Origin of the sequence: Roseburia faecis (genome assembly GCF_001406815.1) — a bacterium.
Lineage (GTDB): Bacteria > Bacillota > Clostridia > Lachnospirales > Lachnospiraceae > Roseburia > Roseburia faecis.
The window spans coordinates 35,223-49,080 of sequence record NZ_CVRR01000008.1 but is presented as its reverse complement, the minus strand read 5'-3'; the positions used below and the strand labels follow the sequence as shown (position 1 = coordinate 49,080).

At 42.3% G+C, this 13,858-nt stretch carries 12 protein-coding genes; 1 reads left to right on the top strand and 11 read right to left on the bottom strand.

What is annotated here, in order from left to right; all coding sequences use genetic code 11:
- Window positions 1-24: 24 nt before the first annotated feature.
- Window positions 25-1,614, bottom strand: a complete 1,590-nt coding sequence (locus tag M72_RS04320) for an AAA family ATPase (protein WP_055067318.1) — start codon at window positions 1,612-1,614, stop codon at window positions 25-27.
- 100 nt (window positions 1,615-1,714) lie between these two features.
- Complete coding sequence (locus M72_RS04315) at window positions 1,715-1,927, bottom strand: hypothetical protein (RefSeq protein WP_155208456.1); 213 nt, start codon at window positions 1,925-1,927, stop codon at window positions 1,715-1,717.
- Window positions 1,928-1,962: 35 nt separating this feature from the next.
- On the opposite strand from M72_RS04315, the gene M72_RS16260 reads away from it, so the two are divergent.
- Entirely contained in the window at window positions 1,963-2,262 is a 300-nt protein-coding gene (locus M72_RS16260; protein WP_082413776.1) for a helix-turn-helix domain-containing protein, read from the top strand.
- Between the two features lie 23 nt (window positions 2,263-2,285).
- On the opposite strand, the gene M72_RS04310 is transcribed toward M72_RS16260, so the two are convergent.
- From M72_RS04310 to M72_RS04270, 9 genes are all read right to left on the bottom strand, one after another.
- Window positions 2,286-4,568: an EAL domain-containing protein gene (locus M72_RS04310; protein ID WP_055067316.1), complete on the bottom strand. Its 2,283-nt coding sequence runs from the start codon at window positions 4,566-4,568 to the stop codon at window positions 2,286-2,288.
- A gap of 187 nt (window positions 4,569-4,755) precedes the next feature.
- A complete protein-coding gene (locus tag M72_RS04305; protein ID WP_022046269.1) occupies window positions 4,756-5,559 on the bottom strand; it encodes an enoyl-CoA hydratase-related protein in 804 nt (267 codons plus the stop codon).
- A gap of 170 nt (window positions 5,560-5,729) precedes the next feature.
- Window positions 5,730-6,425 carry a zinc dependent phospholipase C family protein gene (locus tag M72_RS04300; RefSeq protein ID WP_261291789.1) on the bottom strand — a complete coding sequence of 232 codons (696 nt, stop codon included), beginning with the start codon at window positions 6,423-6,425 and terminating at the stop codon, window positions 5,730-5,732.
- Window positions 6,426-6,450: 25 nt separating this feature from the next.
- Window positions 6,451-8,334 carry an EAL domain-containing protein gene (locus M72_RS04295; RefSeq protein WP_055067315.1) on the bottom strand — a complete coding sequence of 628 codons (1,884 nt, stop codon included), beginning with the start codon at window positions 8,332-8,334 and terminating at the stop codon, window positions 6,451-6,453.
- Between the two features lie 10 nt (window positions 8,335-8,344).
- Window positions 8,345-8,533, bottom strand: coding sequence for a hypothetical protein (locus M72_RS04290; protein WP_055067314.1), 189 nt, complete (start codon window positions 8,531-8,533; stop codon window positions 8,345-8,347).
- Between the two features lie 156 nt (window positions 8,534-8,689).
- Complete coding sequence (locus tag M72_RS04285) at window positions 8,690-8,872, bottom strand: hypothetical protein (protein ID WP_022046265.1); 183 nt, start codon at window positions 8,870-8,872, stop codon at window positions 8,690-8,692.
- Window positions 8,873-8,883: 11 nt separating this feature from the next.
- Window positions 8,884-10,176 carry a serine--tRNA ligase gene (gene serS / locus M72_RS04280; RefSeq protein WP_022046264.1) on the bottom strand — a complete coding sequence of 431 codons (1,293 nt, stop codon included), beginning with the start codon at window positions 10,174-10,176 and terminating at the stop codon, window positions 8,884-8,886.
- 12 nt (window positions 10,177-10,188) lie between these two features.
- Window positions 10,189-11,436 (bottom strand): serine hydroxymethyltransferase, encoded by a 1,248-nt coding sequence (gene glyA, locus M72_RS04275; RefSeq protein WP_055067313.1) that lies wholly within the window; start codon window positions 11,434-11,436, stop codon window positions 10,189-10,191.
- Between the two features lie 118 nt (window positions 11,437-11,554).
- A complete protein-coding gene (locus tag M72_RS04270; RefSeq protein WP_055067312.1) occupies window positions 11,555-13,858 on the bottom strand; it encodes a protein translocase subunit SecDF in 2,304 nt (767 codons plus the stop codon).

Here is a 13,858-nt window from a genome sequence, read left to right as displayed (position 1 = left end):
CTGCAAAAAGACGAAGCTTAACGCTTATTGCTTTTTATCATTTTCAATCACACAGGAATGTTCTTTCGTCTTCTTATCATAATTGATTCCTACGAGCAGAATATTTCCTGTATATGGCTCTAACGATTGCGGATACTTTCTGTCTTTTATCTGTTGTAAGGCGGTATCCGCAGTTTTATTCCATTTCAGTTCCACAACCAGTGCCGGATAATCAGCTTTATATTCCGGTTTTGGAATATAAACAAAATCCGCAAAACCACGGCCGGTCGGCAATTCCCGGATGGGTTTAAAATAGTACTGCATGGAACTTAAGTATGCGATCGTAAGTACACTGCTGAGCGAATTTTCATCATGGTACATAATCGTTGAAGAATACCCGGTATGAATTTTCTCAATCCCCTTTGCAACCTCCATTCCATCTTTTTCCAGCGTTGCATCTAATAACGCTAACGATTCTTTTTGAAATGTCACCATCTCATTCCACCTGGTACGTTTCACTGCATGATTTAACTCGTGCCGGATTTCTTCATTCGGAATAAAAACATGCCGGCTGTCCTGATCATAAGCCAGATATCCCAAATGAATCAGGTACGTAAGCACATCATCCCGATTTGCAAAACTTACCGTGTCATTCTGAAAGGATGTCACATCCACTTCTACGGATGCACCCGACAACATCTCGATAATTGCAGATTTCAAGCCATCAAAATCCATGTTGATCAGTGGCACAATTGTCTCATAACTTCCGGTATTTGACCAATAACTTTTATACTTTCCATTTAACATGACACTGACAACGGCCTTCGGATTATATACCTGATAATCCTCTAATAAATAGCCATCATACCAGGATTTCACCTGTTCATAACTGCATCCGTATTGTTCACACAGTCCGTGGACTTCTTCTTCTGTAAACCCGACGTAAGGAGCCATCCGTCCTGCATCGAGCATGGTAAATTCTTCAAAATTGTTGAGCGCTGACTGCGTTTTTAATTTCTTAATCGGTAAAATTCCCGTCAAATATGCTAACGCAATGTATCTGGAAGGTTCTGTGCCTTTAAACATTCCTCTGAGAAAATCAATATATGTCTCCTGCAATGTATGATTCTGTGCCTCATCTCGAATCAAAACATCCCACTCATCAATGATGACAACAAATTTATTGCCCGTAGCCGCTTTGATATAGGACATTGCCCCATAAGCAGTCCTGACCGCATCCGGAATGATCTGTCCGTATGCTTCCCTCAGTTCCTGTAAAATTCCCTCGTTGATATAATCTACAACATGATCTGTATCTTCGGCATCCATCATGCACCACTGTACATCAAAATGGATCACATCATATTTATTAAGATTCTTTTCATATGATGAAACTGTACTTATCTCATAATTTTTAAAGAGCTCTTTGGAATCACAGCCCCTGCTGTAATAAGCGGAAAGCATGTCTGCAGTCATGGACTTTCCAAAACGTCTCGGACGGCTGTTACAGATAAATTTTGATGTGGTATTTATCACCCGGTTGATGTATTCCAGCAAACGGGTTTTATCAATATAAATTTCTGAATTGACTGCCTCTGAAAAAGCCCCGTTATCTGGATTCAAAAATCTTCCCATAAGTACCTCCAAAAAATAATCCGCTATACTATGCATCTAGTATAACGGATTACGCTTAAAAAAACAATTATATTGCCGAGTCCCGATCCCCCATACCGTTTTACTCACACGCAATATAGATGTCCATGCTTTCCCCATTCGTCTCATAGCATGGAATCACTCCACTTTCGGTGTGAACCAGCCCATTCACTCTCATAAAAGAATCAAGTGTCTGGTATGCAGACGGTATTGTAACAAACGGATTCTCAAACCTTCCGGTTGTATTCCCACCGGAAGAACCCAGACAGCCGTGCTCTTTTGCCACAAGCTGCATATTATAAATCAGGATTGAAATAAACTTTTGAGGCAATGACAACTATTACCGGTAATCCCCGGACACATCCAGATAGCTCCGCTTCCCCATGCCTCAACAAGTCCCATTTGACTGAATATGTTGGCAATACCTTTATTCCGGATTTTAGAATGACCATTCATGACTTCTTCATACAAAAAGCCGAGCACATGCTGCGCAACACCACCAAATCAGTTGCCGCCATCCGCGATACGCTCGGCTATGAAAATCCGGAGGCCTTTATCCGTGCCTTCAAAAAAGAATTACACACCACTCCGGCGAAATATCAGCGTCTCTACCGTGACACACTATCTTAAGCCTGAAACTATACCGGATAAATTTACAGATAGGTATCTTCAAACTGACCTACCGGAATCGGCTTTGAAAAATAATACCCCTGATATATTCCGCATCCCATTTGTGTAAGCTTATCAATTTGTTCCTTTGTTTCAACGCCCTCCGTGATAACGGAAAGACCAAGTGTTTTGGTGAGTGAAATGATCGTATTTATAATGGACATACTTCTCTCTAAGCGTTCCGGCCGGGTTGTCCTTAAAAATCCCATATCTATTTTCAGCACATCCACGTCCATATCCTTTAGCGTATTAAATGAAGAATAGCCGCTTCCGAAATCATCTATTTCCACCTGAAAGCCAGATTTTCTGAACCGTTCAATCATTTCAAGTTCCCCTGCGGTTCCGGTCATAATTGCGGTTTCCGTAATTTCCAGTTTCAGTGTGGAAGGAATGATTTTATAGGTTTCAACAAGACTGGTAATTGTTTCATATACATCCATATAGTAAAAGTCCTTGGTCGAAATATTTACGGATATATACAGATCGTCCCGCCCGGCTTTCTGCCATTGTGCAAGTTTTTGTACGGCAAGTTCCCACACAAACCGGTCAAGCCGGTAAATCAGACCTGTTTTTTCAAAAACTTCAATAAAATCCCCCGGAAAAATCAGACCGCGTTTCGGATGCTGCCATCGGACAAGAGCCTCTGCCCCCAGTAATTTTCCTTCCGATGTCACCTGTGGCTGTAAATACATGCAGAACTGTTTTTCGGCAAGTGCTTTATCAAAATCCCCCACCAGCTGCTTTTCAGCAACGGTATCATGAAATATCGTGTCGCTATAGTATGCAATTGATTTATCATAGTTTTCCCCCAGTGTCTTTATTGCAAGATTGGCTTTATCACACATAATAGATACATCTTCATTCCGGTCTGTGATTTCATAAACACCGACATAAATATGAAGATGATACAGGTCATTGTTAAATGCATGCCCCATGGTCTGTATCGCATCCATAAAATCCTGCTCTTTAAATTCTTCTTTTGGGATGCATATTGAAAATTTATCACCACCGGTGCGTCCATAGACGCTCCCTTCCCCACATTGTGCTTTAAGAAGATCTGCTTCCATTTTAAGGACTTCGTTTCCTTTTTCAAGACCAAAGAGATCGTTGACCAGTTTAAAATCCTTGATATTGGAACAGATCAGCAGCCACTCTTTATCCGGATTTTCATTTAAAATTTCCGATGTTTTCTGGGCAAAATAATTCTTATTATACAATCCGGTAAGCGTATCATGTGTTGCAAGGTATTTTTCTTTTTCAAACGCAATATGTTTCTCCGTATTATCAATCAGATTCAGGAAAAAACCTATGTATTCATTCTTTTTGTCAAACAGTTTTCTGTATTCGATATCAAAATAATAGGTTTTGTTATCAATAATGGTTTGACCACTCCATTCAAGGGAGGCCGAATTGTTGGTGTCATGTTCTTTTATCCAGCCCTGTACATCCTCCGAGATCCCGGAAAGGGAATCCAGTGAACTGTTAAATATTTTCAATGCACGCTCATTGGCATACACACATTCATTATTTATATCAAAACATATCACAGCGTTATTCATTTCATTTACAACGATGGACAGTGTTTTATCTACAAGTTCACGCGAAGAACGGTACAGCGTCAGGTAACAGATCAGTATTGCTGCGCATACAAAAAAAGGAAGCGACACATCAATCGGAAATTCTGAAATTCCACATATAAATTTTGATACCGTGATCACACATATTAACACAAGTATCGGCAAATATTTCTTACGGTAAAAATCCGGTATCTGTATAATTTTGATTATAAACGATGCAATAATACAAAATACCAGACCATATGCAAACACATAGTGAAAGTAAAAAATAATGGATTTGTCGGCTACATGATACATATCAAAATTCGGGAATCGCACGGTTTCTATCGTAAATACGTTATGAAAAATTATATTTAAAAACAGTAAAATTCCATCCAGATATGCAATTATGAAACACCCCTTTTTAAACGGTGAAACCTCGTGAAAAACACGCGTATACTGCTGGGAATACTGCAATACATATATCAGCATCAGATCAAAGGAAAACCGATAAAGTGCTTCCATTATATAAGAAAATGTTTCATTTCCTGAAAAAGCAGACAAACCATTGCTAAGGATAGTAACAATTGCAAAAATGAGGCATTTCACAATGGAAGATGCCACATCACTTTTTATTTTTCTGGAATATTTGATACAAATAAGAATTGGTACTATCATCAGGCATAATAAGATCATATATAGTTTATCCATGAAGACGTTAAACCTCCATTTAATAATAATTTCTATAACACTCCTGTTTTAGGGTAACTCCCTTATTATTTATAATAACCTAATTTCACCAGATTGTCTAATATAATTCCATTTTCCCTATCCTGAAATATGGCAAAAAAGGACGATATGATTTCTCATATCGCCCCTTATCGCCCTCTGTATGATTTTAGAAATCTGTCAATGTAGCAGCTCTCTTCTCTAAGAAAGCACCCATGCCTTCCTTCTTGTCATGTGTATCATTGACAACGCCAAACAGGTTAGCTTCCATCTCAACAGCGTTCTTGATATCCATGTCATAACCATTGTTGATTGCAGCCTTTGCAACAGATACGGCATAGCTTCCCTTGGAGATGATCTTTGCAGCCATAGCTTTTGCTGTTGGCATAAGCTCTTCTTTTGCAACTACCTTATTTACAAGACCGATGCGGTATGCTTCGTTTGCATCTACGTTGTCGCAGGTAAAGATCATTTCTTTTGCACGTCCCATACCTACCAGACGGGCAAGTCTTTGTGTACCACCGAATCCAGGAATGATTCCAAGACCACACTCTGGCTGTCCGAAGATTGCATTCTCACTTGCGATACGGATATCACATGCCATAGAGATCTCACATCCTCCGCCTAATGCAAATCCGTTGACTGCAGCGATCGTAACCTGACGCATATTCATCAGTTTGAAAAATGGCTCAGAAGCCTTGATTCCGAATGCACGTGCTTCCGGAGCTGTAAAGTTTACCATCTCGGCAATGTCTGCACCAGCTACAAATGACTTGAACTCGTTGCCCTTCTTGTCCGGACCGCCGGTTAAGATGACTGCTTTGATATCATCGTTTGCTTCGATCTCGCTTAAGCATACGTTTAACTCATCCAGAGTCTCACTGTTTAATGCATTTAATGCTGCTGGTCTGGAGATTGCTAATACAGCGATTCCGTCAGCTACTTCCAGAGTTAAATTCTTGAACTCACTCATTGTATAAATCCTCCTAATCCTAAATGTCTTTCGTAACGGTATATGTACCTGATTGTCACGAATCATCGACAGTTTCATATGGGATAATCGTAACACTTTGTCAAAAATTTGTCAATCCTATAAGTGTCCGTAAACGCAGAAAAACAGCCGGGTTTCCGACTGCTTTCCTTCTATGCAACCCTATGCTGCATATGATTCTTTAAAAACAGATAATCGATGCCATCCACCACCTGTTTGTTGACCAGCACAATATTCTCAATGTCTTTTGCAGTATCAATCTTACTGCTTAAATACTTATCATGCATTTTCTGAATATAATCAAACAGTGCCTCCTGGCTGGCAAACTGCCGATGCCCGCATTCATTCAACACCTTCGGTGCCTCCGTCTTTAAAAAGGCGCGGAGTTCATGTTTGAGATGTTCTTCATAAGCGCAGTGTTCTTTAAATCCTCCCGGATAAATCTTATTGTGCGGAAAGGTAAAATAATCTGCTACGTAATGCGTGATCTCCCCCAGGTTCATGTAATACATCCGCTTCCGTTTTGGAAAACGGTTCTCTTTTCCATGGATCAATGCATCTATATCCTTCCTGAGTTTTGGAAATGTACCGGTAATCTCATGCCTTTTATAGATAAAAGATGGCTTACAATCCGGCAGGACACTTCCAATATAAAACGACAGCCAGTGTTTTTTCAGCCCTTCGTCCTCTGTGTTTGCTACAATATAACGTGCCAGTGAAATATGTGACTTCTTTCTCATATTTTCCGTCCATCCTTTCTGAAATGGCTTTTGTGCTGTAACAATTTCCCTGTCATCATCATATATCCAGAGCTTCAAAAAAACAAGAGAAATTTTTGTAAATATCATAGGAGATTTTTGAAAAAACAGCCCGCTACTTCTCGTTCATCTGTTTCATATAAGTAATAAACTCCTCCAGTTCCAGTGGTTTTGCATACAGGTATCCCTGATAGCAATGACAGCCCAGCGTATCCAGTAGATCTCTCTGCTCCCTGTTTTCCACAAACTCTGCAATTACATTTACCCCAAGTTCCTGTCCCAGTTCAATAATCGAACGCACAATTTTCTGATTCGTATGGCTTTTCAAAAGCGGGCGGGTCAGTGAACCGTCCAGCTTGACCACATCAAAATACTCTGACTGCAGGTACAGCAGGGAAGTATGTCCCATGCCGAAATCATCAATCAAAAGCTTATGCCCCTGCTTTTTGAGTTCTTCAAGTTTCCGGACAACCACATCCGTCTGCAGAAGGATATCCTGTTCTGTAATTTCAATCCAGAGCATATGGGCATCTATCTCTTTTTGTTCCATTGTCTGCCGGATATATCCCTCAATGTCCCACAACAGGGAGTGCGCGGTAATGTTTACGGAAATTTTAAAATCCGAATCATATTGTGCACGCGTCTGCACAATCCCATCCGTAACCTCATCAATGATAAACTGTTCCAGTTCCGGCAATACCTTTCCCGCCTCTGCAAGATAAATAATAAGTGGTGGATATATCATACCATATACTGGATGGTTCCAGCGCAGCAGTGCCTCAGCACCAATACAGATACCATCGCTGTATACCTGTGGCTGATAAAGCATATACAGTTCTTTATTCTTGATCGCATGCTTTAAATCAAGCAGGAGCATACGGGAAATCATTCCGATATGGTCTCCGCGCGTCAAAAACACCGGCTGGTCAATCTGTTCTTCCTTTTCCTGTAATTCGTGTATCAGAACCTGAACATGACGCTTGGCTTTATATACCTCCATCCTCTGATTTATTTTCAGGAACGGAAGGTAAAACAATATCCCTGCCAGAATTCCCACTGCCTGCACGGCAATTCCCTTCCAGGAACCGCTGGCAAGATAGCCACCGATACCAACCGGTGTCGACCATACTACTTCATGGGTAAGAACCGGCAGGAAACCGCATACCGTTGCTGCATATGCCAGGCAATAGCACACCACCGGTGTCAGGACAAACGGAACCAGCAGAATCGGATTTAATATGATCGGAATACCAAATGTAAGCATTTCATTTAAATTAAAGACTACCGTAAATGATGCCAGCCCTGCCAGCTTTCCGGTACGTTCTTTGCGGAAGAACAAAAGCAATGCGATCAGGACACTGACCGTTGTGCCACAGCCTCCCATTGCCACATACACATCGTAAAATGCCTTTGAAAAAACAACATTTCCTGTGACACCAAAATTATGGACTGCCACTGCCTCCAGAATATGGCTTCCATGCAAACCGAAAAACCACATCAGATTTACCGCGAACGTATAGAGCAGTCCGGAAAGGAAATTACTGTAATCTGCAATATTCTGACATGCTGCATAGAAAATATGGTTAAACCACTGATAACATCCATAGATTCCGGTAATTCTGCCAATAAGCAGATTCAAGCCTCCCGAACCGGCTGCAACAATACCGAGTGGAATCAGTGTACGGATTGCCAAGACACAGCCTCCCCCCATCCCCGCGGTATACTGTTCCAGCATCAGTTTATGGCATCTGCGCAGCTTTGAAAATGCCATGCAGGACAAATAACCGATAAACATTGCCGCAAAACATCCGGTCGTTCCCAGTCCTGCCACATCAAAATCTTCTGTTCCCAGATTCAGCTGTGCGCTGAATGCGGCAAGTGCCACAACCACATACATAACGACATTTTCCAGCGATTCATTTTTCTCCATTGCATAACTGTACGCAATGGTAATCACCAATGCTACAGAAAAAATACCGTATGTTCCCTCATAAACCATTGTAAGGAAATCATAAAACCATCTCCCACCCCCCCTGCGTCAGAAACATCTGGTACGGGGCGACCGGAAAATCACGGACAGCACAGGAAATCCCCCCTGTCAAAACAAGTGGGATTATCATTCCCAATGCACATCGGACGACATGGGAAAAAAAGCTGTTCTCAAATTTCAGCATTCCTCTTTTTAATACTTCTTTCATACCCTCTCCTACCCAAATTGATTCTTCTTGTTTTTTTCTTTTATTATCGCTCTCTTTCTGACGAAAAGCAACGAAAATGTACAATTTCAACAAAAAAGCACCGTACAAAAAGACTTTTTAGGTAATTTCATACGGTGCTTTTTTTATCGTTTTCAATTATTGATTGTCTGATTCTCCCAGCGACTGTAATCCTTTCAACAGCTCCCCGGCATCAATATCACTAAGTTTATTCAGGGCTTTTTCGAATTTTCCCACACCATCACTGCCTTCTGCACAGCCATGCCCACAGGTCATGCAATTATGGGTACATTCTTCTTCCATCTTATTTATATCTCCCATAGGACTGCCTCCTATTCATGTTTTGGAACGATTTTCTCAATTCCTCCCATATATGGCTGTAATGCTTTCGGAATGTTTACGCTTCCGTCTTCGTTCAGATTATTCTCCAGAAATGCGATCAGCATACGTGGCGGAGCAACAACGGTATTGTTTAAGGTATGTGCAAAATACTTCCTGCCATCTTTTCCCTTTATGCGGATCTTCAGACGTCTTGCCTGAGCATCTCCCAGATTGGAGCAGCTTCCTACCTCAAAGTATTTCTTCTGACGCGGAGACCATGCCTCGACATCACAGGATTTCACTTTCAGATCTGCCAGATCACCGGAACAGCACTCCAGGGTACGAACCGGAATATCCAGACTGCGGAACAGATCTACCGTATTCTTCCAGAGCTTGTCATACCATGCTTTGGATTCTTCCGGCTTACATACCACAATCATCTCCTGCTTTTCGAACTGGTGGATACGGTAAACACCACGCTCCTCAATACCATGTGCTCCCTTTTCCTTACGGAAACATGGGGAATAACTGGTCAGTGTATATGGAAGCTTCTCCTCATCGTTGATGGTATCAATGAATTTACCGATCATGGAATGTTCGGATGTGCCGATCAGATAGAGATCCTCCCCCTCGATCTTGTACATCATGGCATCCATCTCGTCAAAACTCATAACACCGGTCACAACGTTGGAACGGATCATAAATGGCGGAACACAGTAAGTAAATCCGCGGTTGATCATGAAATCCCTTGCATAAGCGATTACCGAAGAATGAATTCTTGCGATATCCCCCATCAGGTAATAAAATCCGTTTCCGGCAACCTTTCCGGCAGCATCGAGATCAATTCCGTCAAAACGCTCCATAATATCCGTATGATATGGGATTTCGAAATCCGGAACATATGGATCACCGAATTTTTCGATCTCCACGTTGCAGCTGTCATCCTTTCCAATCGGTACGGATGGATCAATGATATTTGGAATCGTCATCATGATCTTTGTCACTTTCTCGGAAAGTTCCTTCTCCTGTGCCTCTAACTCAGACAAACGGGCAGCATTTGCAGCTACCTGTGCTTTGACTTCTTCTGCTTCATCTTTCTTTCCCTGTCCCATTAAGGCACCAATCTGCTTGGAAAGTTTATTACGGCTAGCACGCAGCTCATCTGCCTCGGACTGCGCAGCCCGGGCCTTTGCATCCAGTTCTATTACCTCATCCACGAGTGGAAGCTTATGATCCTGAAATTTCTTTTTGATGTTTTCTTTTACAACATCCGGATTTTCTCTTAAAAATTTTAAATCTATCATGGTTCCTCCTAATTAATGCATCGGCTGCAGCGGATATTTATCGGTCAGTGTTTTAATGATGGCTTTTGCCTTCTCAACAGCCGGCTCTCCCTCTTTGATGAGCATGGCAATTGCCTCAGCTACCTGATCAAAATCGTCCTCTTTTAATCCTCTGGATGTAGCCGCAGGTGTTCCAAGACGGATTCCGCTTGTAACAAATGGTTTCTGCGGATCGTTTGGAATCGTATTCTTATTGGCAGTGATATGCGCACTGTCAAGAAGTTTCTCAACAACTTTTCCGGTCAGGTCATATGGTGTCAGATCCACCAGCATCAGATGGTTATCTGTTCCTCCGGATACAATCTTGACATCACGCTTCTGTAATCCTTTGCAAAGTGCCTGTGCATTCTTTATAATCTGCTCCTGATACGTCTTAAATTCCGGCTTTAATGCCTCCTCAAAGCAGACTGCTTTTGCAGCAATCACATGCATCAGCGGTCCTCCCTGTGTTCCCGGGAAGATAGCTTTATTGAAATTATACTTTTTGTTTACCTCATCACTGCAGAGGATCATTCCTCCACGAGGTCCGCGCAGTGTCTTGTGTGTTGTAGTGGTTACCACATCTGCGTATGGAATCGGGCTTGGATGCAGCCCTGCGGCTACCAGTCCTGCGATGTGCGCCATATCTACCATAAGCACCGCATTCACTTCGTCTGCGATCTCACGGAATTTCTTAAAGTCAATAGTACGTGCATATGCAGATGCACCTGCAATGATCATCTTTGGCTTACACTCAAGTGCAATCTCTCTTACTTTATCATAGTCAATAAATCCCTCATCGTTGACTCCATAAGGTACTACATGGAAATACGTACCGGAAAAATTCACCGGTGAACCGTGTGTCAGATGTCCGCCGTGATCGAGATTCATTCCCATAATGGTATCACCCGGCTTTAAAATAGCAAACTGTACTGCCATGTTTGCCTGTGCACCGGAATGCGGCTGTACATTGACGTACTCACAGCCAAACAGTTTCTTTGCGCGTTCTCTTGCCAGTTCCTCAACTACATCCACGCACTCACATCCACCGTAATAACGCTTTCCCGGATAACCTTCTGCATATTTGTTGGTCAGAATACTTCCCATTGCAGACATAACCGCCGGGCTCACCCAGTTTTCCGATGCGATCAGCTCAATGTGGCTGTTTTGTCTGTCAAACTCTGCAGTGATCGCTGCTGCAATTTCAGGATCTACTGCCTGTATATCTTCCAGTGTGTACATAATATTCTCCTTTTCAACTCTTTTTCCCCATTATACCGAATTCTTCGGTGCAATGCAACCATTCCACTCCTTAGAAAACAAACGGGAGCTGCCGTGCAGCTCCCCTGTTTTTTAATATTTATTTCTTTTTTGTCTTTGCTACTGCTGGTTTTAACAATTTGTCCTTGCCAAGATGCAGTTTCATGACATACCATAATGCAGCTGCAATAAAGATGGAAGAATACGTACCACTGATCAGTCCAATCATAAGCGGTAATGCAAACTCACGGATGGAAGATACTCCGAGGATAAACAGCAGCAATACCATGATGATGGTTGTAATGGAGGTATTCAGTGAACGGGAAAGTGTCTGTGTCAGAGACCGGTTTGCCACCTCTGCCAGTGTTTCCGGTGTCTGTTTCTTCATACCCTGCATGTTCTCACGGATACGGTCAAAGATAACAATGGTATCATTGATGGAATATCCGACAATTGTAAGTATGCAGGCAATAAATGTATTACCTACAGAAATACGGATCAATGCATAACCCGTCAACATAACAAGTACATCGTGTACCAGTGCAATAATCGCACTTCCGGCGAAACGGATGTCCTTGAAACGGAACCAGATATAAAACAGCATGAAAATACATGCAACGATCAGTGCCTTGACCGCATTGGAACGCATCTCATTACTGATGGTAGAACCAATACTCTGGCTCTCGATTGTGGCTTCATCAACACCAAACTTGTCCACCAGCATCTGATTTACTTCTTCACGTTCGCTCAGGCTCAGTGTCTTTGTCTTAATTGTCACAACATTGCTGCCGGATACGGTACTTGCCTGGATGGCATTATCATTGATAACCTTTGCGACTTCCGGTACAATCTTGTCCTCTACCTGCTCAACGGTATAATCTTTACCAAAATCTGCGGAGATGGATGTACCACCCTTAAACTCCAGACTGAAATTCAAAGCGCCCTTTCCGGCTGCTCCGTAACCGATCATTCCAACAAATCCGGCTACGATCACAACGAGGGAAAGAATAAAACATACCCAGCGATGCTTCATGAAATCGATGGTCTTATGTTCTTTTGCACGTCCGTATAATTTCTCGTTTCTGCATCCAACCGCATAAAATGCCAGATTTAACAGTCTCGAAATGACAAGTGCAGTGAACATGGAAACAATCAGGGAGATAATCAGTGTATATGCAAATCCCTTAACAGTTCCGGAACCAAGCCACATCAGTACCAGCGCTGCAATAAAGGTGGTCACGTTACCGTCAATGATGGCTGACATTGCCTTTTTGTAACCTGTTTTGATGGAAGTCAGTACAGACTTGCCGGCTGCAATCTCTTCACGGATACGTGAGATAATAATAACGTTCGCATCCACCGCCATACCGATACCAAGGATAACACCCGCGATACCCGGAAGTGTCAGCGTAATTTCAAACAGATAAATCAGAGCTACCGTTACGGTTGTATAAATGGCAAGACCAATGGATGCAACCACACCAGATAAGCTGTAATTTAAGATCATGAAAAGCATCACAAGGATCAGACCGATGATGGCTGCCTTGACACTGGAAGAAAGTGCTTTTCCACCCAGTTGTGCCCCTGCTACGGAAGATTCCATCTCTTCGAGCTTTAAGTTGATCGCACCTACACGAATAAATGTTGCAAGCTGTTCCGCTTCATCATAATCAGACATACCGTTGATGACACAGCTTCCGTCTTTGATTGCGCTCTCTACTTTCGGTACACTGATGAAATGATCATCATAGTAAATACCGATAGATTCTCCGGAAGAAGCTGCCTTTGTGGTTGCCTCTCCAAACACATCTGCTGCTTTTTTCTTTAATGTCAGCTGAACAACCGGCTCCTTGGTACTGGTAGAGGAAGACTGGTTATACGCTGCATTGGCAGACTTTACATCATTACCGTCCATGATTACAGAACCATTGTCAACCAAATTCTGAATGTCATAATTCAGTTTGTATTCCCCTGTGGAACTGTCATAACTGTAGTTTTCATTACCGTCCGAATCTTTCTGTACGATAAAATACAGCGATCCCGGGCTTCCCAGATCCTCAAGTACGGCATTTGCATCATAGACACCAGGAATTTCTACCGTAATACGGTCATCGCCGACCGGATATACCGCATATTCGGTACTGTAACTCTCGGCACGCTCTTCAAGCTTTGCTACCGTATCATTGATATCTTTCTTGGATGGATTCTTATCCTTGATCCGGTAAGTAATGGACACACCACCGGAAAGATCAAGACCAAGTTTAATACCTTCGGCTTCCGTCTTGTTGTCAGTTTTTTTCTGACTTGTGCTTGTCGCAGACATAATCGTGCTCGTGTAATATCCCAGTCCGATCAGACAGGCCAGGATAATCGCGATTATAGCGACGCCCTTGCTTTTTTTCAT

Excerpts from the sequence above, each read along its gene's own strand:
- M72_RS16260 (WP_082413776.1), top strand. The coding sequence starts at position 1,963 with ATGACAACTATTACCGGTAATCCCCGGACACATCCAGATAGCTCCGCT.
- glyA (WP_055067313.1), bottom strand. The coding sequence starts at position 11,436 with ATGTACACACTGGAAGATATACAGGCAGTAGATCCTGAAATTGCAGCA.
- M72_RS04300 (WP_261291789.1), bottom strand. The coding sequence starts at position 6,425 with ATGATATTTACAAAAATTTCTCTTGTTTTTTTGAAGCTCTGGATATAT.
- M72_RS04295 (WP_055067315.1), bottom strand. The coding sequence starts at position 8,334 with ATGGTTTATGAGGGAACATACGGTATTTTTTCTGTAGCATTGGTGATT.
- M72_RS04285 (WP_022046265.1), bottom strand. The coding sequence starts at position 8,872 with ATGGGAGATATAAATAAGATGGAAGAAGAATGTACCCATAATTGCATG.
- M72_RS04305 (WP_022046269.1), bottom strand. The coding sequence starts at position 5,559 with ATGAGTGAGTTCAAGAATTTAACTCTGGAAGTAGCTGACGGAATCGCT.
- M72_RS04310 (WP_055067316.1), bottom strand. The coding sequence starts at position 4,568 with ATGGATAAACTATATATGATCTTATTATGCCTGATGATAGTACCAATT.
- M72_RS04315 (WP_155208456.1), bottom strand. The coding sequence starts at position 1,927 with ATGCAGCTTGTGGCAAAAGAGCACGGCTGTCTGGGTTCTTCCGGTGGG.
- M72_RS04290 (WP_055067314.1), bottom strand. The coding sequence starts at position 8,533 with ATGAAAGAAGTATTAAAAAGAGGAATGCTGAAATTTGAGAACAGCTTT.
- M72_RS04270 (WP_055067312.1), bottom strand. The coding sequence starts at position 13,858 with ATGAAAAAAAGCAAGGGCGTCGCTATAATCGCGATTATCCTGGCCTGT.
- M72_RS04320 (WP_055067318.1), bottom strand. The coding sequence starts at position 1,614 with ATGGGAAGATTTTTGAATCCAGATAACGGGGCTTTTTCAGAGGCAGTC.
- serS (WP_022046264.1), bottom strand. The coding sequence starts at position 10,176 with ATGATAGATTTAAAATTTTTAAGAGAAAATCCGGATGTTGTAAAAGAA.